This window comes from Pediococcus damnosus (assembly GCF_001611155.1).
In the GTDB taxonomy this organism is placed as follows: Bacteria; Bacillota; Bacilli; order Lactobacillales; family Lactobacillaceae; genus Pediococcus; species Pediococcus damnosus.
This window is the reverse complement of the sequence record NZ_CP012294.1, coordinates 1,421,386-1,447,114: the sequence shown is the minus strand read 5'-3', so window position 1 is coordinate 1,447,114 and position 25,729 is coordinate 1,421,386. Positions and strand designations below refer to the sequence as shown.

The 25,729-nt window shown below is 39.3% G+C and carries 24 protein-coding genes and 1 riboswitch; of the genes, 8 read left to right on the top strand and 16 right to left on the bottom strand.

Annotated features, from left to right (window positions below):
• Positions 1–18: 18 nt before the first annotated feature.
• A complete protein-coding gene (gene mfd / locus ADU73_RS06735; RefSeq protein ID WP_046871619.1) occupies positions 19–3,525 on the bottom strand; it encodes a transcription-repair coupling factor in 3,507 nt (1,168 codons plus the stop codon).
• Between the two features lie 349 nt (positions 3,526–3,874).
• On the opposite strand from mfd, the gene ADU73_RS06730 reads away from it, so the two are divergent.
• Positions 3,875–5,104, top strand: coding sequence for an IS110 family RNA-guided transposase (locus ADU73_RS06730; protein WP_056986621.1), 1,230 nt, complete (start codon positions 3,875–3,877; stop codon positions 5,102–5,104).
• Positions 5,105–5,249: 145 nt separating this feature from the next.
• On the opposite strand, the gene pth is transcribed toward ADU73_RS06730, so the two are convergent.
• Positions 5,250–5,807, bottom strand: coding sequence for an aminoacyl-tRNA hydrolase (pth, locus tag ADU73_RS06725; RefSeq protein WP_046871618.1), 558 nt, complete (start codon positions 5,805–5,807; stop codon positions 5,250–5,252).
• 327 nt (positions 5,808–6,134) lie between these two features.
• Here pth and ADU73_RS06720 point away from each other — a divergent pair, with 327 nt between their 5' ends.
• The 4 genes from ADU73_RS06720 to cbpA all read left to right on the top strand — a co-directional run bounded on the left by ADU73_RS06720 (position 6,135) and on the right by cbpA (position 11,184).
• Positions 6,135–7,097 (top strand): L-lactate dehydrogenase, encoded by a 963-nt coding sequence (locus ADU73_RS06720; protein WP_062913315.1) that lies wholly within the window; start codon positions 6,135–6,137, stop codon positions 7,095–7,097.
• Positions 7,098–7,280: 183 nt separating this feature from the next.
• The gene (locus tag ADU73_RS06715; protein ID WP_046871616.1) at positions 7,281–8,672 is read left to right on the top strand and encodes a L,D-transpeptidase family protein; all 1,392 of its coding nucleotides are present in this window, start codon (positions 7,281–7,283) and stop codon (positions 8,670–8,672) included.
• Positions 8,673–8,826: 154 nt separating this feature from the next.
• Positions 8,827–10,203, top strand: a complete 1,377-nt coding sequence (locus ADU73_RS06710; RefSeq protein WP_062913143.1) for an ISLre2 family transposase — start codon at positions 8,827–8,829, stop codon at positions 10,201–10,203.
• A gap of 333 nt (positions 10,204–10,536) precedes the next feature.
• Positions 10,537–11,184: a cyclic di-AMP binding protein CbpA gene (gene cbpA, locus ADU73_RS06705; protein WP_046871615.1), complete on the top strand. Its 648-nt coding sequence runs from the start codon at positions 10,537–10,539 to the stop codon at positions 11,182–11,184.
• 377 nt (positions 11,185–11,561) lie between these two features.
• On the opposite strand, the gene ADU73_RS06700 is transcribed toward cbpA, so the two are convergent.
• Positions 11,562–12,071: a QueT transporter family protein gene (locus ADU73_RS06700; RefSeq protein ID WP_046871614.1), complete on the bottom strand. Its 510-nt coding sequence runs from the start codon at positions 12,069–12,071 to the stop codon at positions 11,562–11,564.
• A gap of 7 nt (positions 12,072–12,078) precedes the next feature.
• A riboswitch (PreQ1 riboswitch) is annotated at positions 12,079–12,123 on the bottom strand.
• 42 nt (positions 12,124–12,165) lie between these two features.
• On the opposite strand from ADU73_RS06700, the gene ADU73_RS06695 reads away from it, so the two are divergent.
• Positions 12,166–12,654 (top strand): GNAT family N-acetyltransferase, encoded by a 489-nt coding sequence (locus ADU73_RS06695; RefSeq protein ID WP_062913314.1) that lies wholly within the window; start codon positions 12,166–12,168, stop codon positions 12,652–12,654.
• Here ADU73_RS06695 and ADU73_RS06690 read toward each other — a convergent pair.
• The 10 genes from ADU73_RS06690 to ADU73_RS06645 all read right to left on the bottom strand — a co-directional run bounded on the left by ADU73_RS06690 (position 12,651) and on the right by ADU73_RS06645 (position 21,298).
• Positions 12,651–13,016 (bottom strand): DUF488 domain-containing protein, encoded by a 366-nt coding sequence (locus tag ADU73_RS06690; RefSeq protein WP_046871612.1) that lies wholly within the window; start codon positions 13,014–13,016, stop codon positions 12,651–12,653. The genes ADU73_RS06695 and ADU73_RS06690 overlap by 4 nt on opposite strands.
• Before the next feature lie 84 nt (positions 13,017–13,100).
• Positions 13,101–13,472 (bottom strand): type II toxin-antitoxin system PemK/MazF family toxin, encoded by a 372-nt coding sequence (locus ADU73_RS06685; RefSeq protein ID WP_062913313.1) that lies wholly within the window; start codon positions 13,470–13,472, stop codon positions 13,101–13,103.
• Between the two features lie 18 nt (positions 13,473–13,490).
• Positions 13,491–13,763 (bottom strand): hypothetical protein, encoded by a 273-nt coding sequence (locus ADU73_RS06680; protein ID WP_141306217.1) that lies wholly within the window; start codon positions 13,761–13,763, stop codon positions 13,491–13,493.
• A 77-nt stretch (positions 13,764–13,840) separates the two neighbouring features.
• On the bottom strand, positions 13,841–14,968 hold the full coding sequence (gene alr / locus ADU73_RS06675) for an alanine racemase (RefSeq protein ID WP_046871609.1): 1,128 nt from the start codon (positions 14,966–14,968) through the stop codon (positions 13,841–13,843).
• A gap of 6 nt (positions 14,969–14,974) precedes the next feature.
• Positions 14,975–15,334 (bottom strand): holo-ACP synthase, encoded by a 360-nt coding sequence (acpS, locus tag ADU73_RS06670; protein WP_046871608.1) that lies wholly within the window; start codon positions 15,332–15,334, stop codon positions 14,975–14,977.
• A 292-nt stretch (positions 15,335–15,626) separates the two neighbouring features.
• Positions 15,627–17,189: a degradosome RNA helicase CshA gene (cshA, locus tag ADU73_RS06665; RefSeq protein ID WP_046871607.1), complete on the bottom strand. Its 1,563-nt coding sequence runs from the start codon at positions 17,187–17,189 to the stop codon at positions 15,627–15,629.
• A 177-nt stretch (positions 17,190–17,366) separates the two neighbouring features.
• Complete coding sequence (locus tag ADU73_RS06660; RefSeq protein WP_046871606.1) at positions 17,367–18,743, bottom strand: UDP-N-acetylmuramoyl-tripeptide--D-alanyl-D-alanine ligase; 1,377 nt, start codon at positions 18,741–18,743, stop codon at positions 17,367–17,369.
• A gap of 180 nt (positions 18,744–18,923) precedes the next feature.
• Positions 18,924–19,706: a hypothetical protein gene (locus ADU73_RS06655; RefSeq protein WP_046871605.1), complete on the bottom strand. Its 783-nt coding sequence runs from the start codon at positions 19,704–19,706 to the stop codon at positions 18,924–18,926.
• Between the two features lie 71 nt (positions 19,707–19,777).
• Positions 19,778–20,677 (bottom strand): zinc metalloprotease HtpX, encoded by a 900-nt coding sequence (gene htpX, locus ADU73_RS06650; RefSeq protein ID WP_046871604.1) that lies wholly within the window; start codon positions 20,675–20,677, stop codon positions 19,778–19,780.
• Positions 20,678–20,707: 30 nt separating this feature from the next.
• Positions 20,708–21,298: a LemA family protein gene (locus ADU73_RS06645; RefSeq protein WP_046871603.1), complete on the bottom strand. Its 591-nt coding sequence runs from the start codon at positions 21,296–21,298 to the stop codon at positions 20,708–20,710.
• 104 nt (positions 21,299–21,402) lie between these two features.
• Between ADU73_RS06645 and ADU73_RS06640 the strand changes: the two genes are divergently transcribed.
• Positions 21,403–21,870: a low molecular weight protein-tyrosine-phosphatase gene (locus ADU73_RS06640; protein WP_046871602.1), complete on the top strand. Its 468-nt coding sequence runs from the start codon at positions 21,403–21,405 to the stop codon at positions 21,868–21,870.
• A 44-nt stretch (positions 21,871–21,914) separates the two neighbouring features.
• Here ADU73_RS06640 and ADU73_RS06635 read toward each other — a convergent pair whose 3' ends face one another.
• Positions 21,915–22,631 (bottom strand): class A sortase, encoded by a 717-nt coding sequence (locus tag ADU73_RS06635; RefSeq protein ID WP_046871601.1) that lies wholly within the window; start codon positions 22,629–22,631, stop codon positions 21,915–21,917.
• An 89-nt stretch (positions 22,632–22,720) separates the two neighbouring features.
• Here ADU73_RS06635 and ADU73_RS06630 point away from each other — a divergent pair, with 89 nt between their 5' ends.
• Entirely contained in the window at positions 22,721–23,953 is a 1,233-nt protein-coding gene (locus tag ADU73_RS06630; RefSeq protein ID WP_046871621.1) for a multidrug efflux MFS transporter, read from the top strand.
• Between the two features lie 114 nt (positions 23,954–24,067).
• Here ADU73_RS06630 and ADU73_RS06625 read toward each other — a convergent pair whose 3' ends face one another.
• Both ADU73_RS06625 and rho read right to left on the bottom strand, forming a co-directional pair.
• The gene (locus ADU73_RS06625) at positions 24,068–24,325 is read right to left on the bottom strand and encodes a type B 50S ribosomal protein L31 (RefSeq protein ID WP_046871600.1); all 258 of its coding nucleotides are present in this window, start codon (positions 24,323–24,325) and stop codon (positions 24,068–24,070) included.
• Between the two features lie 108 nt (positions 24,326–24,433).
• Positions 24,434–25,726 (bottom strand): transcription termination factor Rho, encoded by a 1,293-nt coding sequence (gene rho, locus ADU73_RS06620; RefSeq protein WP_046871599.1) that lies wholly within the window; start codon positions 25,724–25,726, stop codon positions 24,434–24,436.
• Positions 25,727–25,729: the final 3 nt, after the last annotated feature.

Here is a 25,729-nt window from a genome sequence, read left to right as displayed (position 1 = left end):
GGAGTGTCCTCCTTTAAACTACGCCACTTTTTTTATCAATGCTTCCACGAATTCTTTTAATTGCGCTAACCAATCTTTTTCCTGCATTTTTGGTTGAATCACTAATTTAATCTGCATTTTACCACCGTCAACATTGACCATCGCGCGCAGTTTTGTGGCTGATAATGCCTCAAAGATATCAGCTTGCTGTAACTTACCAGTAGCCCGCGGCGATAAGGTAACTTGAATCGCATCGTCATGACGTTGAATCTTTTCAATCAAAGCTTCATCGGCCAACATTTTAAGCTGCCCGATTGCAAGCAAATTAGTAACTTCAATTGGATATTCGCCAAACCGATCAATCAAATCTTCTTGAATCTCAACATACTGGTCTTGATTCTCAATTTGACGAATTCGTTTGTACAATTCAATCTTTTGTCGTTGATCTTCAATATACGTACTTGGTAAATAAGCTTCCACACCCAGTTCAACTTCTGAATCGGTTGCGACCTTAGCTTTTTTGCCTTGTTTTTGATTCACTGCATCTGTCAGCATTTGGGTGTACAAATCGTACCCAACTGAATCAATAAATCCATGTTGCTGTTGCCCAAGCAAATTGCCGGCCCCACGAATGGATAGATCCCGCATCGCAATTTTAAAACCAGAACCTAACTCCGTAAAATCTTTGATCGCTTCTAAACGCTTTTCACTAACCTCAGTGAGGACTTTATTAGGTTTATACGTAAAGTATGCATAAGCCACCCGGCTGCTCCGCCCAATTCGACCTCGTAACTGATACAACTGTGATAATCCCATATGATCCGCATTTTCAACAAACAATGTGTTCACATTCGGAATATCCACACCAGTTTCAATAATTGTGGTCGTCACCAGCACATCGTACTCGCCTTGAACAAAGTCATACAAAACGCCTTCCATTTGCTTTTCCGACATTTGGCCATGAATGTAAGTCACACTTGCTTCTGGAACCAATGCTTCAACCTGACTAACCGTTTCTTCAATGTCCTCAACCCGATTATGCAAATAGAAAACTTGACCGCCACGCTGTAATTCACGATGAATACCATCGCGAATGGCTCCGGCGTTTTCTTCCATTACATATGTTTGAATGGGATACCGGTTAGTTGGTGGCGTTTCAATAACGGAAAGATCGCGAACCCCAATCATCGACATGTTAAGTGTCCGTGGAATTGGCGTGGCCGTCAGAGTTAAAACATCAACGTCAGATTTGAGCCTCTTGATCTTTTCCTTGTGTTTAACCCCAAATCGTTGCTCTTCATCAATAATTAATAGACCCAAATCTTGAAACTTAACGTCCTTTGATAATAACCGATGGGTTCCTACCACAATATCCACGGTTCCATTTTGTAACCCATCCAAAGTTTCTTTGATTTGTGGTCTCGTTCGGAAACGGGATAACACCCCTACTGAAATCGGATAACCACTAAAACGATTAATCATTGTTTCATAATGTTGTTGTGCCAAAATGGTTGTCGGTACCAAAAAGGCAACTTGTTTACCATCTTCAATTGCCTTAAAGGCTGCTCTTAAAGCAACTTCAGTTTTTCCATACCCAACATCGCCGACCAACAAGCGATCCATTGGTTTAGGCCGTTCCATATCGTGCTTAATTTCAACGACACTTCGCAACTGATCAGGCGTTTCAGAATAAGCAAAATCGTCTTCAAATTGACGTTGATAATCGTCATCTTTTGAAAAGGCGTATCCCTTTTCTGCTTCTCGTTGCGCATACAAATCAACCAATTCATCGGCAATATCTTCAATTTTGGCTGCCACTTTACGCTTGGTCTTGGACCAGTCGCTGCCACCTAATTTATTTAAACGCGGATGTTTACCTTCAGAAGCCACATACTTTTGCACTAAATTCAGCTGAGTCACGGGGATAAATAATTTGCCACTCCCAGCGTACTGAATTGTGATGTAGTCTTGATGAACTCCATCTACAAGCATTGTGGTCATCCCTGTATACCGGCCAATTCCGTGATTCACATGTACGACAAAATCACCCGGCTTTAACTCTGTATAACTTTTGAGTCGTTGGGTGTTTTCCATTTTTTGGCGTTTTGGCCGCTTCTTCGGGATCTTTGCAAACAGTTCATGCTCAGTAATAACAACTAAGTTAGACTCTGGATATTCAAATCCACTTGCTAACTGCCCTTGCAAAATGGTAACTGCCTTGGGTTGCACTTCCTGATCACGGGCCACAACCGCTGAAATCTCAAAATCTCGGAGCGTAGAACTAACCTTATCCAAACGCTCCTTCTTTTGAATAAGAACAACAATTGTTTGTTCCTGCTTTTGCCAACGATCCATTTCTGTCTTTAAAACGGGCATTTGTCCATAAAACTCTTGCATTGCCCGCGTTCTAATATCCACCAGTTGATCTAATTTTAAGCGTCCAAGGCCCTTTTGAAACAAAGATAACAAAATTTGAGCCTGATTGTGATCCTTGATTAATTTGCGAATTTCAAATCCAAATTTTTCATTTGAAATGACCTGATGCGTTTTTAGTTTATCTGCTACCCACTCGGCGTCATCATCTTGCAGATCACGTTCGGCTTCCAAGATTCGAGAATAGTCATCGAAAACAAGGACCCCGGTTTCATCCATGTAATCCAACAAACTATCTTTTTCATCATAAAGATAGTCAGAAAGGACAATGTCTTCCGGTTGCACATTTCGATCTTGCCACCTGGCCAAAATCGTTTCAGCCTGTGAATCCAAAAGTTGAATATCATTATCGGACTCTAAACGCTTTTTTTCGCTTTTAACTGCTTTTTGATAATTTTCAATGCCTTTTTCCAGCATAGCCTTTGTCACAATAAAGTCCGTTGCCGGCAAGATTGTCACGGCTTCAATATTTTTAACACTTCGTTGGTTTTCTGCATCGAAGTAACGTAATGAATCAACCTCGGTATCAAAGAAGTCAATTCGCACAGGGTAATCCATATTTAATGGATAAATATCCACAATTGAGCCCCGCACCGCAAAATCTCCTGGTCGTGCAACCATTTCTTCTCGCACAAATCCCATATCCACCAATTGGTCTTCAAGCTCTGTCAGCTCAAACTCTTTGCCAACACTAACTTCAAGAACTGCCTGTTGCATAACCTTTTTTTGCGGAAGAAATCGGCGCAATCCTGACACTGAAGTGACATAAATTCCTGGTTCATTCGTAATCAACGCGTGTAAGAACTCAGTGCGTTGCCCACGATAAACAGGGGCACTGGTAGCTGCCGATGCCGCAATTGTTTCTTCTACCGGGAACAAATGAACTTGGGATTCTTCAAGAATATTTTGCAAATCATCGGTTAATTGTTGCGCGTGGTATAGATTATCCGAAATTGTTAAAATAGGCGCATTTTGATGACTAAGTAATTCAGTTAATAAAAGCGTCTTTGCGGATCCAACTAAACCCGTGACTAATTGGCGACTGTCAGGATTCGTAGCACTGAGAACTTGTTGGACTTCATGACTTTGGGCAAAGAAATCCTGAATGTTCATAGTGATCCCCCTCGTATTATATATTTTGAAACTTTGTTTCTTACTATTCACTACTTAGATGCTGCGTGATATTCTCTAATTGTTCATTGGATTTAGGTCCAACTGGTATAGGCTTTCTCCCCTTGTAGTTTATCTACGTTTTAAGCGTGCCGCCCAGACAATTCGAAACACCGCAAACCACAAGCTGTAGCGATTAGAGTGATTCGTGTTCACTCGCGTGACACGCAGCTGAATCACTTAATCTAGTCTACTTATATTGCGAGGATGCCCGTTAGAATTGGAATTAGGGAACATCACGCAGCACCTAAGCTTATCCAATTAATTCACAATGAAAGGAGGTCCTTATCCTATGAATTTATATTTAGGTATTGATGTTGGTAAAAATAAATTAGACTTTTGTGCTTTAGATTCGGATCAACGTTGTTGTTTTCAAGGTGAAACTACTAATGATCTCAATGGCGCCATTAAGATCAAACAGACGGTCCTAACCGAAACTCAAACGCATCATTATGAAAAAATCACAGCTGGTATGGAAGCTACTTCTGTTTATAACTTTCATCCAATGACTTTTTTGGCCGAAGATAGCGAGTTACAAGCCTTAGGCTTATCGGTAATTACCATTAATCCCTACACATCACATCACTTTAGTCAGCTCTTTAATGACGGTAAAACTGATGCAATTGATGCCAAGCAATTAGCCGATTTATTGCGTGTAGAACCACTTGGAACCCCTGTTGCTCGCCAAGAAAATTATGTTGCGCTGCAACGTTTAACCCGTGAACGCTATCACTTGGTTAAACAAATGACCGATTCAAAAAATCATTTTTTGAACAACCTCTATTATCGTTGTAATACTTTAGAACGAGAGTTACCCACCTCAGTTTTTGGCTCAGCTATGATGACCCTAATTACTGATGAAGAGTTAACCTTGGACGAGGCAGCGGCGCTACCTCTTGATGAATTAGTGACACATCTTCAACAGTTAGCCCACGGTAAATTTGGTGATGCCGAAGCCGTTGCTAAAGCCATTAAGAAAGCAACTCGTTCTTCTTATCGTCTATCAAAAGTCGTAACAGATTCTGTTGATGAAATCTTAGCGGTCTATGCTAATGAAATTCGGATGTTAAAAAAACAAATCCAAGTTTTGGATAAAACAATTACACAGATATCTACTCAAAACACAGATATCAATTGTTTAACTAGTGTTCCCGGTATTGGTCCAGTTTATGCGGCCGGTATTGTGGCAGAAATTGGTCAAATTGAACGTTTTCCGGATGAAAGCCATATTGCCAAGTATGCAGGTCTGGCTTGGTTACCACATGAATCAGGTACGAGTGTTCGTCAAGCTACGCCACGAACTCGTAAGGGTAATCAATATCTTCGTTATTATCTAGTTGAAGCTGCCAATTCGATAAGACGTTATGATATTACTTACCAACGCTATTACCACAAAAAATATGAAGAGGTACCCAAGTATCGTCATCGTCGAGCTATTGTCTTGACGGCACGAAAGCTTGTGAGATTGGTGGAAGTCTTGCTTAGAAACCATCAATTTTATATACCACCCAAAGTGGTATAGCCTTCGAGTTTACGATACTGAGTCCCTTCTTAACCCGCTAAATTAACTGTTTTAGTGGGCTGGGGAAGGTATACTCTCAAGAACTAATTAATAATAAAAACAAAGTTTTTTACATACTTGACTTATCACCACAAGGCTTAATCTTTTAATTGTACTTATTCATTAGATCAGCAATGGACATCCCATTCACCCAATCTTCCAATCCGTTAACACTATGATCAACACTTTCATCAAATAAAGGTTGTTGCGTGGCTGTAAACTTACTCAGCACATAATTAACTACGGTTGTTTTTTGAGGATGATCCGTCCCTACTTTTAAACGATCAAAATTTTGTGTTTTTAAATGAGCAATTAAACTTTTAATACCATTATGACCACCAGCTGCTCCCTTTTGCCGAAATCGGATTTTACCAACTGGCAAATCCATATCATCATGCACAACGATCAGATCAGCAATATCAATTTTGTAATAATCTAGCAAAGGACGGACTGCCCTTCCCGAATCATTCATATAAGTTGAGGGCTTTACCAATAAGATCTTTTCGCCATTCACAACAGTAGTTGCCAGACTCGCTTCCATTTGATGTTTAGAAAAAGTAGCCTGATGAACACGAGCAAATTCATCTACCACCATAAATCCTGTATTATGGCGTGTCCCGTCATACTTTGCACCAACATTTCCTAAACCAACGATCATTTTCATTTGTATTACGCTCCCATTATTTTTATCTGAAACAGACAAAATGGCCGAACAGAATTAATCTGTTCAGCGTTCCGTTTAACAATTACCCAATTGTAGCATATTCGCCTATTTGTTGCAGTTTTGGATCCTCAAATCAAGAAAAATTACAGTGTTTTTCTCCATTAACTGAAGCTCCTCACAAGAAGCTTTGAACCAAATTTTTTTCGTCGCAATTAAAATCTAAATATTTAACAACATTTTTCAATAAATATGAGTTACTAAATACGAAATTAAAGGGTAACGTGTTATACTTGTACTGAAATTATAAATTGAAAGGATGTTATTATATTGTCTAATACACCAAATCATCAAAAAGTTGTTTTAGTTGGCGATGGCGCTGTTGGTTCTAGTTATGCATTTGCTATGGCTCAACAAGGAATTGCCGAAGAATTTGTCGTTGTTGATGTCATTAAGGATCGTACTCAAGGAGATGCACTTGACCTTGAAGATGCAATCCCATTCACTTCACCAAAGAATATCTATTCTGGTGAATACTCAGATTGTAAGGATGCTGACTTAGTTGTTATTACAGCTGGCGCACCTCAAAAACCTGGTGAAACTCGTTTAGACCTTGTAAACAAGAACTTGAAGATTTTATCAACAATCGTTAAACCAGTTGTTGATTCAGGATTCGATGGTATCTTCTTGGTTGCTGCTAACCCTGTTGATATCTTAACTTACGCTACTTGGAAATTCTCAGGATTCCCTAAGGAAAAGGTTATCGGCTCAGGAATTTCTTTGGATACTGCTCGTTTACGTGTGGCACTTGGTAAGAAATTTAATGTTTCACCTACTTCTGTTGATGCTTATATCTTGGGCGAACATGGCGATTCCGAATTTGCTGGCTACTCAGCAGCAACAATCGGTACAAAGCCATTGCTTGAAATTGCTAAAGAAGAAGGCGTTACAGCTGATGATCTTGCTAAAATTGAAGATGATGTTCGTAACAAAGCTTACGAAATCATCAACAAAAAGGGCGCAACCTTCTATGGTGTTGCAACTACTTTAACAAGAATTTCAAAAGCAATCTTACGTGATGAAAATGCTGTTCTCCCCGTTGGTGCTTACATGGACGGCCAATATGACGGTTTGAAAGACATTTACATCGGTACACCAGCTGTTATTAATGGTTCTGGTTTGGCACGTGTGATCGAATCGCCATTAAATGCTGATGAGAAACAAAAGATGGCTGCATCTGCTAAGACTTTGAAAAAAGTTTTAAACGATGGTTTGGCTAACTTAGAAAAATAAAGTTAAACTTAACAAAACATCCATTAAAATCGGTAATTCGCGAAATTCCTTTTCGGCGAGTTATCGATTTTTTTATCTGCAAATTTTCCAACTTGAATTAAAGTAAAAACCACTATTGTAGTTTTATCACTTTTTTGGTATCTTAAGTTATGGAACTATAAATTAGTGACAAGGAGAAATTAAATGAGACACAAATCTAAACCTTCATGGCGCTTCATTGGCCTCTTTATTATTTTATTAGCAATTATCTACGGAATTGGCGCTTATCACTTTGACTCCAACAATCGTTTTTTACCAAACACTAAAATTGCTGGCGTTAATGTTGGTAACAAAACTGCCCATCAAGCTTCAACGCTGATCAACAAGCAACTTGCTAATCGCAAATTTTCTATTACACAAAATGGCAAGATTCTCACAAGCTTTAATACGAATCAGACTGGATTTACGTTTCACTCTTCTTCTCTAAAATCTGCACTAAATAACCAAACCAGTTGGTCCTGGCCACTGCATCTCGTAAGTAGCGTTGAAGCCAGTAAAACAACAAAGTTTTCTAGCACGACTGTAAATAGCAGCCAATTTAATAAATTAGTTGCTACAGAAACTGCTAAGTTAAATCAGAACCGAACCGCTAGCACACCAGCTTCCCTTAAAGTGAGCAATGGCAAAGTAACGACAACTGATGCGAAACAAGGAAATCAAGTTGATGTAACCAAATTAGCAACCAGTCTCAAAAAAGCTTTAACTAATGGGGCAACTGCCTTAAAGTTAGACTCTTCAGTTTATAAAACAGCGCAAGCTAATTCTTCTGCAAAAACTGCCACTGACGCAAAGCTAGTTAAGGAGATTGTTAACGAAAAAGCGGTTATTAATGTCGGTGGTCATAAAGTCACCATTCCTACATCTGATCTTGCTAAATGGATTACCTATAACAATAATCAAATTTCCCTAAACCAGAGACTTGTGAAGGCTTATGTGACAAAAATAGATAATAAGTACAAAACTTACGGAAAAACAAAGACGTTTAAGAGCACACTCCGAGGTACTGTAAAAGTTAGCGGCGGTTTTTACGGCTGGAGCATCAAAATTGCCGATGAAACAACAGCCCTCACCCAAGAAATTCTTAAAGGCAAAAGTTTTGAACGTGAACCAGTTATTCAAGGAACCGGTTATAATACCAAAAAACAAATTATTGGAAATACCTATGTTGAAGTTGATAAGAAAAATCAAAAAATGTTCATCTATGTAGACGGAAAATTAAAATTAAAAACCAACGTTGTAACTGGTTTGCCACCCAAACAAACCACTACAACTGGTGTTTGGTCCGTATGGGCAAAAAAGCGGAATACAACACTAAGAGGAAACGAGCTTGATGGAACCGCCTATGCATCCAAAGTTAGTTACTGGATGCCAATTGATGATACCGGTATTGGTATTCATGATGCTTCTTGGCAACCAACTTTTGGCGGGACCTGGTATAAAACCCATGGATCAAATGGTTGTGTCAACACACCACCGTCTGTCATGCCTAAAGTTTATAAGCTCGTTGCATTAGGAACCCCAGTTATCGTTTTTTAACGAGATTTCTTAAAAGAATGCGATAGAATAATGAGAACTCTCATGTTAGTGTAAAGTTTTAGTAGGAAAGTAAAAAAAAGCCTTTTCAAAACACGAGAAGACCGTTAATCTTCTAATTAGGTTGGTAGCCAAAAATTAGGAGGTAACGGTCTTCATGTCTCAAATCTTAACAGAAATCATGACAGTTTTAAAGGATAGTAATAGTTTATTTAATGCGGAACAAGATTTAATGATTCGGTGTCAAGCGTTGATTGCCACTGCTTTAGGTCAAGCACTAGAAGAGTTGGATGATCTTTTAATTGGTGAAACAAAATACCAAGAAATTGTCGGTAAACGCGAAAGAACTTTGAATTTCATGTGTGGGGCCGTAACTTTCAAACGCCGGTTAGTGAAGCTAGCTGATAAAAAGTATGTCTTTCCTTTGGATCGTTATTTGCAGTTAATTCCACGAAGTAGATTTTCACCCTTAATGGTCGAAAAGGTTGCCAAGCTAGCTTCACATAGTGTTTTACGGACAACAGCTTTGGCTGTTAACCTTTTAACCCCACTTTCTATCAGTCATCAAAAAGTTGGTCAACTTTATCAAGCAGCCGGTACGCAATGTGAAAAGCAGCGTGAAGAAACCACATTAGTGAACATCGAAAAGAAACGGCGAGTTCCTTATCTGTATTTGGAAGGCGATGCCTTTTGTGTGGCCTTAAAGGCTAAGCAACACCATAAAAATGTCTTTATTCATCGACTGCAACTAACGGAAGGTATTAGCCAAAATGGCCAGCGCCGACAGACGTTAAACCGACATGTATTTACGGGATTAAACCGGCAAGCAGTTTTTAATCAAGTACAAGATTATCTCGATCAGAATTATGATTTACGAGCAACTACAATGATTACCGGTAGCGATAATGGGAGTGGCTATGAACCATCCTGCTTTGATGAATTAGCGGTTGGGGCCAAAAAACATGAGCACTTTTTAGATCGTTATCACTTGAACCGAAAAATTCGTAGTCGATTAAGCAAGATGCCTAAAATTCTGCAAAGTAAACTATTTCAGGGTGTGCATAATTGGGATAATGATCAAGTTCAAATTGTCCTTGATACGTGTGAGTTCCAAGCCAATGATGCGGATAGTCTGGAAGCAATTCAGCTTTTACGGAGTTACTTGAAACGTAACTGGAATTATTTAAAGCCAGCTGACAAGCGAAGCTTAGCTACCGAAACCGTGTGTTTAGGTGGCTGTGAAAGTAATCATCGACGCTTTACCTATCGGTTAAAACATCAAGGTCGCTCTTGGAGTAAAGCTGGATTGAAGGCGATGATTGCGGTGATTACCAGTGAAATTAACGGGCAATTAGAAACAGCAATGATAAAGATGCCCAATACCTTGCCAATAAGCATCATGCCAGTTAAAGTGGCCGCTAGTTATTTTCTTAAACAGCCTTTTACGCAACATCAAGGAATTAGGCACGGCAGTATTTCATTAGACGCAGCAACTAGCAGTGCTATGGGTAATTTGGTGAAGGCTATTTCATAGGATTTGAATAACAAGTGGAGTGGAGGCGTTGGTGAAAGAGTGTGTCGATGTCACTTAGCGATTTATCGCTTAGAGACATGGGAGACTGGAGAGATCCACTTTTGGCCTGAAGGGCAAGAAGTTAGCTCGTAAGCGACCCACACGGCCCCGCATCAACGCCGGAACGAAACAAAAAGTAGTTAAAAACATAAATAAAATCTAATTAGAGACACTACCTACTAAAACTTGACACATACAACTCTCATTATTTTATCGCACTCTTTTTGAAAACATGCTATTATTAGGTCTGTGAAGATTACTTTTATTTAGTTATTCAGTTGGAGGGATGTTGTTATGCTCTTAAAATCACTTGTTAAACCCAAGGAACGTCTAACCACCATTCGTGAAGACGCAACTTTGGAGGAAGCATTAAAAATTCTTGAGGATTCAGGCTTTCGTTGTGTGCCTATCTTAGATGAAACCCGGCAATTATTCCGCGGGAATATTTATAAAATGCATATTTATCGGCATAAATCACGAGGCGGCGATATGAGCCTACCTGTGACAACGCTATTAAAAAATGCAACCAAATTCATTTCCGTGAACTCAGCATTTTTTAATGTTTTTTTCTCCATCAAAGATTTACCGTACATCACTGTTTTAGATGATAATAATCATTTCTATGGTATTTTAACTCATGCCCGTTTGTTAGACATGTTATCTCAATCATGGAATGTTAACGTCGGCAGTTATGTATTGACCGTTGTTTCCATCGGCGAACGTGGCGATTTAGCTTCAATGGCTAAAATCATCACTAAATATACGTCAATCGCGAGTGTTATGTCATTAGATGCTCAAGGTGGCGAGCTGGTTCACCGAACACTCTTCACATTACCTTCTGGTGTGGGCAAGAAAAAACTTGACCGGATTGTTGATAATCTTGAGCGAAAAGAGTTCCGCGTTCCTGAAATTGAAGATTTACAGTCCTATGATCATATTTAAGAATCAAAAGAGGCTGAGAAAAAATACTTTTCTCAGCCTCTTTTTTATGTTTTCGAACTTTATGTCTAAAACGTGGGGAATAAGGTTATTTAGGCTACCGTCACTCTTACATTTCGAGGTTTAACCGCTTTGTTCCACTCATTATTTTGAGGACAGCTCCGCAAAGCAAACCACAAAATCTAAGTGCACCTCTGGCGGGATTGCGATCCCACCGCCGTCACTCTTATATTTCGAGGTTTAACCGCTTTGTTCCACTCACTCATTTTGAGGACAGCTGCACAAAACAAACCCAATGAAATAAGTGAACCTCACAGCGGGATACGATCCCACTTCCGGTTTTCTTATTTCATTGGGCTTTAACGTTTTGTTCCACTCACTCACTTTTCTTCAATTCGTTGATTAAAGTGCACAAACTTATCTAGATAATACATAATTGGTGCTGTGATAGTCATGATGATTAATTCAGAAACTGCCGTTGTGAAATACGTCCACCAAAATGGTAGATTTAACGTCAGTTTTAACTCTAATGCTACCAAACACATCGATACTGTGAACAAAATGGTGTTTAATGCCATTTTTTGCCACATTTTTGGCAATCTTGGACTTATATATGCCACAATCAATAGTGCTAATAAGGATTGTCCTGTTCCAAAAATAACATTAGGAATTGAATTACCAGGTCCGAACGCATTAAATAACAATACACCCGCGACGATTCCCCAAATATATTTTTTGTTAAAGACAACCAAGTGATTTAGCCCTTCAGAAATTCGAAACTGAATTGCACCAGATGCAAGGTTCAAAATACCAACTAATAATGATAATACAATATACAATGCCGCTACCATTGCATTAATAATCCAGGTTTTCGTCTGATGATTAGTCATTAGAAATACCTCCTTAGTTTTTTTGTGTGGGATAATTGCGAACCACGAACCTTTTTATGATATCATAAAATCATTACTAATTCAGGAGGCTTCTATGAAAAACACATTAATGATCCGGCCTTTTTGTCAATCTGACGCAGAATCGTTATTTAAAATTGAAAACAAAATTTGGACTTCTAACAATACCCCCGTCGACGTTAATTATTCAACGGCCCAGGATTACCTTAAGGATCATTCTAGTAACAATACAATCGTTGCACTCATTAATGATCTTCCGGTAGGTTCAATTGATTACCATCCTGCCTCTTCAAAACCAACATCGAAATACACATGGACATTCGGAATAGGTGTTGATCCTGCCCATCAATCTGACGGGATCGGTGGCAAACTACTGGAACACTTTAAAAAATTTGCCCAGGATTCCAGCGTTCATAAATTACATCTCAGAGCGTTAGGTACAAATCCTGGCGCCATCCGTTTTTATCAAAAACACGGTTTTGAAACCGAAGGAATTTTAAAAGACGAATTTTTCATTAACGGCATTTTTGTGGCAGATTATCAAATGTCCTACTTTTTTGACTAATCTGCAAGTTTAGCTTCAACGTACGTTTTCAAAATAACTGCTTGGTTATGTTTTTCGTCTTTAGCCCCGTACAAAAAAATTACGTCTTGGGTCTGCAGTTGCTTTTTAATCTGTGTCATAAATTCCGTACTAAATTCTGCTGTGTTAAGTTCTGTTTCATACTTTTTGGAAAATTCCTCAAACTTTTTAGGATCATGATCGAACCACTTTCTTAGTTCGGTACTTGGTCCTATTTCTTTTGCCCACCAATCTAACTGAGCGTTAACCTTAGAAATCCCCCGTGGCCATAATCGGTCAACCAAGACACGATATCCCGATAAATCTGCGGGCTTTGTATAAATACGTTCCAACTTAATTTCCATAAAAATACCTCCAAAAAATAAAAAAGATGGCCACCAATAACTCAGTGCCACCTTTTCTTTATATATATGATGTCTTAACAATTTCTATGTATGTTGAACATTCTCAGCCAGGCCGACACTCACTTTTAAGGCTGTATCTACCTCAAGCATTTTGCTAACAGCCAATTGTCCGACCTGATCTTTAAGTCGTTGTTTATCAATTGTTCGAATTTGTTCTAGCAAAATAACCGAATTTCGTTCAACACCCGTCTCTGCAGCTGTAATTCCAACGTGGGTTGGCATTTTTGGTTTTTGTATTTTAGCAGTAATAGCTGCCACAATCACAGTAGGACTATAGTGGTTACCAATATTGTTTTGGACAATTAAAACAGGGCGCAAACCACCCTGTTCAGACCCAACTACAGGAGACAAGTCAGCATAAAAAATGTCGCCACGTTTAACGTTGGCTTCACTCATTACGTTTGTCACCCCTATTTAATTTCTCAAGAATTCGTTAAAACACTCATCATCGCATGCTTGAAATTCATGCACAATCTGCTCGTTCAAATTAGCCATTTTAGCATAGCCATCAATTAACTCTTGAACGCGATCGAATTGATGATTCGCAAAATAATTTTTTACCATATCATCGGAAACTTCATCCTGACTCACGCCAAATAAATCACAATAAGCCTGTAAGTGACTCACAGTTACATCCTTATTAGTTGCAATATTAGTTACAATCAAATTTTGTTTTTTATTTTCCATGATCAAAACTCCCATCGTCTATCCTCGTGAATTACCATTACTATATCACGTTTTAGCACTAAATGGTAACACTTTTGTTAAGATTTCTCCTCATGAAGATAAATTCGTGGAATTCGTGGAGCAAAACCACATGCAATTTCGTAACTAATGGTATGTGCTGCTTCCGCCACATCTTCCATTTTTATTTCTTGTTCGCCACTCTTACCAACCAGTACCACTTTCGTACCAACTGTATAATCATGGGGTAAACGAATCATCAACTGATCCATACAAATTCTCCCGACAATCTCACAGCTCTGGCCATCTACAAGCACATGAAATCCTTGTAAACAACGCGGGTATCCGTCTGCATAGCCAATTGGTAACGTTCCAATCCATTCATCCTGCTGAGCTGTGTAGGTTGCCCCGTAACCAACTGATCGGCCCTTCTTTAAAAGCTTGGTAAATACTAATTCAGAAGTAACCGCCATAGCTGGTTTTAGTTTATATGGCGTAGAGAGTGCTTTCCCAGATGGATTCATCCCATATAGCGCAATTCCAAATCGAATCATATTTCCTTCACAAACTTTATGCCACAAACTCGTTGCTGAATTGGCAACATGAACATAACGCGGACGTTGAGGCAAAACATCCATAAATGCGTTGAATCGCGAAAGTTGCAATTTAAAATACTGATCATCCGTTTCATCTGCCGTAGCAAAATGAGTAAAAATTCCTTCAAATAAAAACTGATCTGAATGAGTTTGCAGATAATCTAGCGCTGTTTTTAATTCATCTTGATCTTGAAATCCGATCCGACCCATTCCTGTATCCAAAGCCAAATGAACTCGGACTGGTTCATCGCCATGCACAAACGGAGCCGCTTTTTTAAGCCAATCACAACTTCCTACAGCAACGGATATCTTTTGTTCAGCCAACAACTGGGCATATTTTGGTTCCACAATTCCCAGGATCAATATTGGTTGTGTAAAACCAGCCGTCCGTAGTTCGAGTGCTTCGTCCAAAATGGCAACACAAAATCCAGTGGCACCTGCTTCGGATACAAATTTAGCAACTTGGACTAATCCGTGCCCATAACCATCTGCCTTGACCACCGCAAACAAATCACTTTTTCTATCCATTCTCGCCAATTCTTGATGAATATTTTCTCGAATTGCTTGTGCATCAACTTCAATAATTGTTGGACGATGTGTACCTGCATTCATAAAAAATTACCCTTTCTTTTCTAAAATCATTTGGGTCATCACATAGTGCTCGGTATGTGAAATAGAGACGTGTGCAATTCCATCAAAAGGCTGACGCTTAACTTTGGGGCGTCCAGAAGCTTCATCCAAAATCTCAACATCTTGAAATCCAACTCCGGAACCAATTCCAGTGCCAAGTGCTTTACTATATGATTCCTTAGCGGAAAAACGGCCGGCCAAAAATTCACTTGCACGTGTTCCTGTATATTTTTGGTAGACCTTAAGTTCCTGCGGCGTCAAAACACGTTCTGCAAATTTGGGTAACCGTGCTTGCACTTCAGTTACACGATCAATATCGGTCAAATCAATTCCTGTTCCATAAATCATGGGCTCATCTCCAAAGTAAAGTTAACTTTATGTTAACAGATAGAATCAAAAAAGCGGCTAGAATCTTTGAATCACATAGATAGTGTAAGAGATTAAAATTAAAAAACACGCGATCACAAACCTTTTTAAGTGTAAATCGTAACCAATAGAAAGTAAAACTCATCTTACTCAAGGCAAAATGAATTTTTTTCATTTTCGAATTACCCTTTTATAACTACAAAAAAACGATTATCCCACACTCTCATAAAGAGCGTTCAAATAATCGTTTTTTATTTTAAACATCAATTAATTTCTAATTATGTTCGCGAATGGTAAATTTACGATTCGATGAAGAATGACGATTTCCACCGTTATTGCTACCATTACTATTATTCTTCTTGTAATTACCATGGCTACGATCTGATGATTTGCCATAATTATCACGGTTATTACCACGACCGCCACGATAGCTGCTGCTACTGTTGCTACGGCGCTTACCACGATAACCACCGCCACGATGGCCGCCACCACCATGACCCTTGCCGCCCTTATGATTTGGTAATGGGCGTTCAGGTGTGATTTTTACCTTAACTTGGCTTGAATCACTCTTGGTCTCACTATTAAGTAAGGCTGCAGCCAATTGTTCAGGTGTGTATTTCTCAAGCAATTCCTTGGTCTGATCACTGAATTTTTCTTCCTTCGTGCTCTTAACAAGAGTATCAATAGCATCTTCAGCAAGTTTTATACGGCCCTGTAAAGCTTCGTCATCTGTTGGTGGCTTAAGTGGAAGCAAGCGCTTCTTAATAAGCTTTTCAATATCACGAAGATAATCCATTTCCCAAGGAGTTACAAAAGTAACTGAAACACCATGTGCTCCGGCACGGCCTGTACGGCCAATTCGATGGACATAACTGTCAGGATCTTGGGGAATATCATAGTTATAAACATGGGTAACTCCCGAAATATCAAGTCCACGAGCTGCGACATCAGTTGCAACTAAAATACTGATTTGACCATTTCGGAACTTTTGTAAAATACTAGAACGACGTTGTTGGGTAAGATCACCATGAATTCCAGCAGCATTATAGCCACGAGCTTCTAATCCACGGGAAACTTCATCAACACGACGCTTTGTACGACCAAACACCAAAGCTAATTTGGGTGTCTGAACATCCAAAATACGAGTCAACATATCAAATTTTTCAAATTCTTTTGATTTAATATAATATTGATCCACTAAGTCAGTAGTTAATTCTTTTGATTTAACCGTTACTTGTTCTGGATCCGTCATGAACTTAACACCAATCTTTTTCATAGCTGGTGGCATTGTTGCTGAGAACAATAAAGTCTGACGATCGGCTGGTGTTTCGGAAATGATAGATTCGATATCAGGTAAGAATCCCATATCTAACATATCATCAGCTTCGTCCAAAACTAATGTTTGGACGTGCTCCAATTTAACTGTATGACGACGAATATGATCTAATAAACGACCAGGTGTCCCAACAATAATTTGGGGATGGCTCTTTAAATTCTTGATTTGGCGACGAATATCGGCACCACCATATACAACTTGCACTTTAACATGTTTTGCTCTACCTAAACGGTAAAGTTCTTCTTGTGTTTGAATGGCAAGTTCACGCGTTGGTGAAACAACTAATGCTTGTACATTAGGGTCATTTACATCAACATGCTCTAAAATAGGTAAGCCGAATGCGGCTGTTTTTCCCGTTCCTGTTTGGGCCTGACCAATAATATCTTTGCCAGCCAAAACATGGGGAATTGTCTGAGCTTGAATCGGGGTAGGTTCCTCAAAACCACTTTCTTTGATGGTTTTTTGCAAATCATCCGATAACTCAAAATCTGTAAACTTCAAATGAATTTCCTCCTAGTGATATCGTGAAGTGCTTCTGTCAAAATCCAAAAGAAAATCCGTTCTTTTATCTTGCAATTCTGAGAAGTCACTACTATAAACATAACCCTAGTATCATACACCCGTGAATGCAAATAAGCAAACCAGACCAATTGCTCTGATTTGCTTATAACGCTTACTTTATGAGTCTTTCAGGCCTGCTAGAACTTTCTCAAGATGGATCCCGTGACTACCTTTAATCAAGATTTCATCTTGCTTCGTTAAGCGAGCTTGAAGGTCTTTAATTACCTGATCTTCTTGTTCTACTGTATACCAATGAATCTGTTCTTTTTTATATTTTGCTTCTAGTGCCTGGGCTAAGGCTTTCATGTGATTACCGACCAAATAGACCTGTGAAATTAATTTAGGGTCCAAATAATCGGATAAACTAACGTGCATTTCGTCTGATTGCTCACCTAATTCAAGCATATCCCCTAAAACAACCATTCGTTGACCTTCAGTATCCGTATGACTAAAGGAATCCAAAACTTCTTTAGCTGCTGTAGGATTAGAATTATACACATCGCTTAAAATTGCCTCGCCGGCATTTCCTTGCACCCACTCAGTCCGATTATGCGTGATTTGAAAATTACTGAGTGCATCCCCAATTTTTGCAGGATCTACGTGGTAAGCTTTCGCCACCGCAATGGCCGCCAACGCGTTCATCACATTATACTTGCCAATCATCGGAATTCGATATGTTTTGTTAGGAACTAAATTGATCTCAAAGTCGGTGTGATTTTTTGCCAATTGGACATTGCTAGAAAAAAGATTATCAGCCGCACTATCGCCAAATGTGTACTGCTCTTGGTCAACTTGCTTACTTCGTTCCCTTAAGAGGGGCTCGTCACCATTATAAATAAACAAACCATCATCTTTCAAACCGTCCGTAATTTCCATTTTGGCATCCGCAATTTTTTCACGTGTACCAAAGAATTCAATGTGAGCTTCACCAATCATTGTAATGACAGCTGTATCTGGCTGGACCATCTTGCTTAGAAAGTCTAACTGCCCAGGGCGATCCATTCCCATTTCAACAATCACAACTTCAGTATTTGCATTCATATTTAATAATGTCACTGGAACCCCAATGTCATTATTAAAATTAGCTTCAGTTTTAACTACATTATATTCAGTTTCCAACAAGGAAGCGGTCATATCTTTAGTCGTTGTTTTCCCGTTGCTGCCTGTAATGGCAACAACTTTAGGATTGATTTTTCCTAAATAATAAACTGCTAGATTTTGCAATGCTTCCAACGGATCATCCACAACCAAAGCTGGATAATCGGTTGGAACATTCGTGTGGTCTTTTGCCCATAATGTGGCAACCGCCCCGTTTTTGATCGCGGTGTCCGCAAAGTCATGCCCGTCTCGCTGCCCTTGTAATGGAATAAATAGTGAATTTGGTCGTACCTTGCGGCTATCAAACTCAACGTTTGCAATCGTAATTGCCGCCCAATGTTCAGGTACATCTTCAATTCCAATCGCATTGGCAATCTCTGTCAACTGCATTTTCATTTTATCCATACTCCTAATTTTTTGATTTACAACCTTTAAATTATACCACATAATGCTATTTTTCTATTTTTATGCCCACTAAAACAAAAAGAATTAAGGTACTCAGGCCTATTAAACCGGCCAGTATCTTAATTCTAAAACAACAATTTTAATTTTAAACTAAATTCATTAATTGAATCTTTAATAGAATTGATCATCCTCAAATGCGTGAGAATCGGTAATCACTAAATGCCAATGGCCGCTTGTCATGTTGTAACGGAGCACAGCTACCTGTTTAGCCTTATTATATAGTGAAGTGCGACTTCGATAGATAGGTGATTGCCCATTATCCGCCACCACTAAAATTGGAATCCGATATTGTTTTTCCTGTTCAAAAGCCTGATCAAACGCAAAAATAATTCCATTACTCAAAATTGGCGTTAACTGCCGAAGCATTGACTGCGGAATCTCTGCAAAATTATCATACCTTCGAAACATTCGTCGTTCATTAAATGCTAACCGCGTATGCCGAATTAATGAATCATTTAGAACAGGGTAAAAGTTTTTCAACTTTCGATAGTAAACCTTTAAATGTTTACTTCCTAAAGAAAGAAAAACAAATTCATTTTGTAATTTATATGAAAATGGCGTCGTATAATGCGTATGCATATGTCCCAAAAATAACAATTCAGCAATTTCTTCCGGTAACAATTCTTCCAAACCCTCTGCATGAGAGTAGTCCAACCAGCTAACATGCTCCGCTTTAGGATTGGTTAGATATTTACGGATATTAAAAGTCCCACTAATCGTATTTAGTTGGGTATGCGGTTCAACACTTAAATTATCGTTGATCGGCGTGTTCAACAGCAAAATATGCGTAGGTATTCTTGGAATGCCACGTAAGAAATCTTCAACACTTAGTCCTCTTGAGTAAATTAAATTTGCAATCGGCTCCAAATGGATATAAACGAAATCATCCCGCATGATCTTAATAGCTCACTTTCAATGAATTATCTGTTCATATTATTATTGTACGCCCAATTTCATCAAATGGCTTACATCTTCTTTAGCCTTTCGATGCGATCCTCAATTGGCGGATGGGTATCAAACAAATGAGAAAAACCTTTTTTCCTTTTTAACGGATCAGAAATATACAAAGCGGAACTAGTCGGATCCGCCTCTTTCATAGGATCGCTTGACGAAATCTTTTCTAACGCCGTAATTAGCCCCTGTGGATTACGGGTAAGTTCAACACTCGACGCATCCGCTAAATATTCACGGTTTCGTGATAAGGCCATTTGGGCAATCGAAGCAGCCAACGGTCCCAAAATAATTAACACAATTGAGGCAATCAACAACACAATCTGCATATTGCCGCCTTCTGAATTGTTGTTATTGCTTCGCCGTCTGCCACCGCCCCACCAAAAAGAACGCATTCCAATATTGACCAACATTGAAATTGCCGCAGATAGCGCCAAGGCAATCGTTTGTAATCGAATATCGTAATTACGAATATGAGAAATTTCGTGACCTAAAACGCCCTCCAACTCTTCACGATTCAGTCGTTTCATAATGCCACTCGTTACAGCCACTGATGCATGCTTGGGATCATTCCCGGTCGCAAACGCATTAGGACTTTCATCATCTATAATGTATACCTTTGGCATTGGAACTTTCCCAACCATCGCCATATCTTCGACAATGTGCCAAAGTTCTGGTTGATCGGCTTCGCTAACCTCGTGGGCGTGATTCATCCGCATTACGACTGAAGTAGACTGTGAAATCATAAGCCCCATATAAACTGCAGCAACCACAGCAGCCATTACTATTCCCGAGATGGCACTATCATAGAATACATATCCTAAGGCACCACCAATAAAAAGGACCAGTAGACTAAATCCAATCATTACATAAACAGTTCGTCGCTTGTTTCGCGCAATTTGTTCAAACAGCATCATTCATCACTCCCCGTTAGCCAACCGATTCTATAAATCTTCGTATTTTTTAAATGACACTTTTGGTGTTTTTGTCTCTTCTTTTGGTACTTCTAGATAGGTAGCAGCTTTGAATTTTGTCATACTGGCCACCAAATTACTTGGGAACGTTTGTAACTTCATGTTGTAACTAGCCACACTTGAGTTATACAGCTGACGTGAATACGCAATTTTATTTTCTGTATTCGTTAGTTCTTCCATTAGCTTAGAAAACTCTGCACTGGCCTTTAAGTCTGGATAGTTTTCAGATAACGCAAACACACTCTTTAACTGCCCACTTAATTGGTCAGATAATGCCATGGTCTGTGCCCGCTCTGCGTCAGTGGTCTGAGGCTTATCCGTTGCAGAAACAAGCTGGTTTCGTAATTCAACTACCTTAGTAAAGGTACTTTTTTCATACGATGCATATCCCTGAACGGTTGAAACTAAATTGGGAATCAGATCATTCCGGCGTTTAAGTTGCACATTAATTTGACTCCATGATTCTTGCGTATAAGTTCTGGCCTTAACTAGGTTGTTATATAATAGAATATACAATCCGATTAAAAGGACCACAACGACTGCGATTATTATCCCTGTCATATGAATTCTCCTCTACGATTTGATAACTTGATGATACCAGACCACTGCTGCTTTATAAAGCATTAGGGTGGGAATTCAAACAATATTTAGAAATAGGTGATCTTATGGAAAAAATTTTATTTGTGTGTCTCGGCAATATTTGCCGTTCACCAATGGCAGAAGCCCTCTTTCAGCAAAAAATTAATCAAGCAAACTTGACTAACCAGTTTTCAGCTGATTCAGCCGGAACCAGTGATTGGGAAGAAGGCAATCCGCCTCACGCTCAAACTTTAGCTGTCCTTCAAAAACACCACGTTGATCCTAAAGGTCTAATTTCACGTCCCGTCACCACTAGCGACTTCCAAACATTTGATTGGTTAATCGGAATGGATCATCAAAATATTTTAGATCTCAAAAATCTTGCGCCGGCAGCTTCCACTGCGAAGATCAAATTGTTCATGTCCGTTTCTTCTAAAAAACCAAATACAGACGTCCCAGATCCCTGGTACACGCATAAATTCGAAGCAGCCTATCAACAAATTTCGACTGGCGTTGATGACTGGATAAAATTTTTAACTTCTCAGTCCAAGTAAAAAGGCCTAACAATTTTTGTCAGGCCTTTGCACTCTAGAAAGCATTACTTATTATTAAAGTTTTTTGTAAAGCCCTTCTGAATTTTTTCAGGAGCTTTTTTATATGGCACTGAACCTTCATATTTACCACGAATCATTAATCGATTGGCTCCGGTTGCATCACACGTAATCAATGTGATCAATTTCTTGTTTGGCACATTATTGATAACATCCACCCGAGTCGCGGCAATAAACTTCCGTTCCGTTGCCTTATAACTATAAATCCGTTTAAGATCAGTTACATAGATCATCATTCCTGGCCGCATCTTCCAATATAACGGACTGAACAAAATATCTTTACGTACCATATGATGACCTGCCAAGGCGTAATTGCCTTGACCCATCTTCATATTGGCTTTTAAGGTAGCTGCCGTCAAAGCCAAATTTTCATTGGTTATCCCGTTTGTAATCTGGAGGTTTAACTTTACCTTTGGGATACTTATCTCGCCCACTACGTCCAATTTTGAGGCATTGGTGCGGGCTTTAGCCACTGTTTGAAAATCTAGTGATTTAACACTTTGAAAATCATAACTGGCTTTCTTCTTTTTATTTTTTGCAATTGACTGTTGCGTAACCTGTGGTTTGTATGAATCAACCAGCCAGTCCTTAATTTGGGCATTAAAAATTAACGCCAAACTCACAAGTAATAAAAGAAAAACTAAAATGGTGGCTAGCCATCTTCCAAACTTAGATGTTTTTTTTGAAGTAGATTTTTTTGACATGTGTATCTCCTTGTCACTTAAATAGTGGTATTCTAATAAATATGGTTTTACTGATTCATTTATAATCTTAGAAAGGGTGTCAAACTGTGATTTCTAAAATAACAAATTTCTTTTCAAAAAAACGCGCCCCGTGGGAGCAAAACTTAATTGTCCTGTGGTTTGGCACTTTCATGGCAGGAATGGCTTTTAGTGAAGTCATGCCTTTTCTGTCTTTATACGTCGATACCCTTGGGCAATTCAGTAAGCAACAACTTACATTTTACAGTGGTATTACATATTCCGCAACCTATTTAGTAACCGCCTTGGTTTCGCCAATCTGGGGAAGACTAGCAGATTCAAAAGGACGTAAGTTAATGATTCTGCGCGCCTCACTTGGGATGGCATTTGTGCTTGGGGCGATGGGCTTTGTCCAAAACGTCTGGCAACTCATTGCCCTCCGAATGCTTCAGGGAGTCTTTTCCGGATATATTAGTAATTCTAATGCACTTTTAGCTACCGAAACGCCGAAAGAAAAAAGCGGGTTGGCACTTGGAACCCTCTCAACAGGTTATGTCAGCGGTAATCTAATTGGTCCCTTGCTTGGAGGTGCTTTAGCTGAGTTCTTCTCGTATCGCGTAACCTTCTTTATTACCGGCGGGCTTTTACTGATTGTGTTTTTCCTCAGTTACTTCTTTGTTCATGAGCATTTTCATCCGGTAAAACGGGCCAAACCTTTGTCGACAAAAGAAGTTATCGGTAAACTAGAAAATCCCAAAATTGTGTTTGGTATGTTTATAACTACCATGATCATCCAAGCTTCGAATAATTCGATCACCCCCATTTTAAGTTTATATGTCCGCCAATTGATGCACAATATCGGCCCAGTCACCTTAGTTGCCGGCGTAATTGCAGCAATTCCGGGAATTGCAACACTGTTCTCGGCTCCTCGTTTGGGTGAGGTTGGTGATCGCATCGGCACTGAAAAGATTTTGTCGATTGGCTTCATTTTTGCGATCTGTATGTATATTCCGATGGCATTTGTCCATTCCGTTTGGTTATTGGGATTTTTCCGTTTCATGGTTGGTATCTCTGATGGCGCTATGTTACCCGCCGTTCAGGCCATTCTTTCCAAGCGATCGCCTGCCGAAGTTACCGGCCGAGTATTTAGTTGGAACCAATCTTTCCAAGCACTAGGCAACATGTCCGGACCCTTAATTGGATCGGCAGTTTCTGGCGCCTTTGATTACGGATCAGTTTTCATCTCTACTTCCATCCTAGTCGCTATAAACTTTATCCTTGTCCAAATAAACACACATTCTGATCGCCATGCACGTGCAAACTAAAAAATCCAGCTTTCCCCTAGCAGTAGAACTGCTATTGAGAGAAAGCTGGATTTTTTAATATAATAAAAAAGCGCAAGCCAACATTGCTGTGACTTGAGCTTTTCAAATTTATGCTTACTTTTTGTCTTCTGTAAGACCGTATTTCTTGTTGAAACGATCGACAGTTCCATCGACTTGGTTGAACTTCTGACGACCTGTGTAGAATGGGTGAGAATCAGATGAAATTTCAACACGAACTAATGGATATTCTTTACCATCGTCCATCTTAATGGTTTCTGCAGAATTCTTTGTTGAACCGGAAATAAATTTAAAACCAGTTGTTGAATCCTGAAATACGACATCGTGATAATCTGGATGAATTCCTTTTTTCATTGTTAGTACACTCCTTTGCCATGAGTCATTTACTGAGACATAGTTATTTTTCATAATTAATCAACGTTCATTATAATATCATGAATATCTGTTATACGCAAACCAATTTTACCGAGATTGGCGATTTCGTCCCGCAGATTTGAACTTAACATTTTTAATATCACGCAAAAATTCTTTGTCATTTTTGGTGTTACGTAAAAATTGTAACAATTGCTCTGTGGTTTCCAGTGAATCGCCAACCATTGCCCGTCGAATGCGCCAAACTTCGTCCAAAGTACTTTGTGGCAGTAAAAGCTCTTCTTTTCGAGTTCCTGATTGTTTGATATCTAGAGCTGGGAAAACCCGTCGTTCTGCAAGTTCCCGCGATAATGTTAATTCTGAGTTACCTGTTCCCTTAAATTCTTCATAAATGACATCATCTAATCGACTGCCCGTTTCTACCAAAGTAGTCCCCAGGATGGTTAAACTACCACCCTCCTCAATATTACGAGCGGCACCAAAGAATTTTTTAGGCTTGTAAAAAGCAGCTGGATCAATCCCACCTGATAAAGTTCGTCCACTCGGTGGAATCACCAAATTGTAAGCACGTGTTAACCGAGTGATGGAATCTAACAAGATCACAACGTCTTCTTTGTCCTCTACCAAACGAAGTGCCCGTTCTAAAACTAGCTCCGAAACCTTGATATGATTTTTGGGTTCTTTATCAAAAGTAGACGATACCACTTCGCCTTTAATTGAACGTTCCAAGTCAGTAACTTCTTCGGGCCGTTCATCAATCAACAACACAATGAGTTTAACCTTAGGATAATTGGTTGCAATTCCATTGGCAATCGCCTTTAAAAGAGTTGTCTTTCCTGCTTTAGGTGGAGCTACAATTAATCCCCGCTGGCCAAATCCAATCGGCGTAAAAATATCAACTAAGCGCGTTGATAATACATCAGTGGTTGTTTCCAATTTAATTTGTTGTTTTGGATAAACCGGGGTTAAAGCTGGAAAATGTGGTCTTTGCTTTGCTTCTTCAGGATTTTTTCCGTTAACCTGATCCACATGCATCAAACCGTAGTAACGCTCGGAAGGCTTAGGATGCCTTGCTTTCCCTGTTACTAAATCGCCATTACGGAGCCCAAATCTAGTGATCTGAGATGCTGAAATGTATATATCTTCTTGAGATGGACCATAATTGATCGGCCTTAAGAAACCAAAGCCTTCTTGGGAAACAATATCCAAGACGCCTTCCATTTCCACAAAATCTTGTTCTTTAGCCTGGGCACGAACAATGGCAAGTGCTAACTCAGCCTTGTTCATTTGTCCATAATACGGGATCTTAAACTGGCGAGCAAAACTATAAATCTGTTTGAGCGTCATATTTTGTAATTCCGCCATCGTTAAAAAATCGCTCATAGT

Excerpts from the sequence above, each read along its gene's own strand:
- ADU73_RS06635 (WP_046871601.1), bottom strand. The coding sequence starts at position 22,631 with ATGTCAAAAAAATCTACTTCAAAAAAAACATCTAAGTTTGGAAGATGG.
- ADU73_RS06730 (WP_056986621.1), top strand. The coding sequence starts at position 3,875 with ATGAATTTATATTTAGGTATTGATGTTGGTAAAAATAAATTAGACTTT.
- ADU73_RS06660 (WP_046871606.1), bottom strand. The coding sequence starts at position 18,743 with ATGAAAATGCAGTTGACAGAGATTGCCAATGCGATTGGAATTGAAGAT.
- alr (WP_046871609.1), bottom strand. The coding sequence starts at position 14,968 with ATGAATGCAGGTACACATCGTCCAACAATTATTGAAGTTGATGCACAA.
- acpS (WP_046871608.1), bottom strand. The coding sequence starts at position 15,334 with ATGATTTATGGAACAGGAATTGATTTGACCGATATTGATCGTGTAACT.
- mfd (WP_046871619.1), bottom strand. The coding sequence starts at position 3,525 with ATGAACATTCAGGATTTCTTTGCCCAAAGTCATGAAGTCCAACAAGTT.
- ADU73_RS06710 (WP_062913143.1), top strand. The coding sequence starts at position 8,827 with ATGTCTCAAATCTTAACAGAAATCATGACAGTTTTAAAGGATAGTAAT.
- ADU73_RS06690 (WP_046871612.1), bottom strand. The coding sequence starts at position 13,016 with ATGGAAATTAAGTTGGAACGTATTTATACAAAGCCCGCAGATTTATCG.
- cbpA (WP_046871615.1), top strand. The coding sequence starts at position 10,537 with ATGCTCTTAAAATCACTTGTTAAACCCAAGGAACGTCTAACCACCATT.
- rho (WP_046871599.1), bottom strand. The coding sequence starts at position 25,726 with ATGAGCGATTTTTTAACGATGGCGGAATTACAAAATATGACGCTCAAA.
- ADU73_RS06715 (WP_046871616.1), top strand. The coding sequence starts at position 7,281 with ATGAGACACAAATCTAAACCTTCATGGCGCTTCATTGGCCTCTTTATT.
- ADU73_RS06695 (WP_062913314.1), top strand. The coding sequence starts at position 12,166 with ATGAAAAACACATTAATGATCCGGCCTTTTTGTCAATCTGACGCAGAA.
- ADU73_RS06645 (WP_046871603.1), bottom strand. The coding sequence starts at position 21,298 with ATGACAGGGATAATAATCGCAGTCGTTGTGGTCCTTTTAATCGGATTG.
- ADU73_RS06685 (WP_062913313.1), bottom strand. The coding sequence starts at position 13,472 with ATGAGTGAAGCCAACGTTAAACGTGGCGACATTTTTTATGCTGACTTG.
- pth (WP_046871618.1), bottom strand. The coding sequence starts at position 5,807 with ATGAAAATGATCGTTGGTTTAGGAAATGTTGGTGCAAAGTATGACGGG.
- ADU73_RS06655 (WP_046871605.1), bottom strand. The coding sequence starts at position 19,706 with ATGCGGGATGATTTCGTTTATATCCATTTGGAGCCGATTGCAAATTTA.
- ADU73_RS06640 (WP_046871602.1), top strand. The coding sequence starts at position 21,403 with ATGGAAAAAATTTTATTTGTGTGTCTCGGCAATATTTGCCGTTCACCA.
- htpX (WP_046871604.1), bottom strand. The coding sequence starts at position 20,677 with ATGCTGTTTGAACAAATTGCGCGAAACAAGCGACGAACTGTTTATGTA.
- ADU73_RS06680 (WP_141306217.1), bottom strand. The coding sequence starts at position 13,763 with ATGGAAAATAAAAAACAAAATTTGATTGTAACTAATATTGCAACTAAT.
- ADU73_RS06625 (WP_046871600.1), bottom strand. The coding sequence starts at position 24,325 with ATGAAAAAAGGAATTCATCCAGATTATCACGATGTCGTATTTCAGGAT.
- ADU73_RS06700 (WP_046871614.1), bottom strand. The coding sequence starts at position 12,071 with ATGACTAATCATCAGACGAAAACCTGGATTATTAATGCAATGGTAGCG.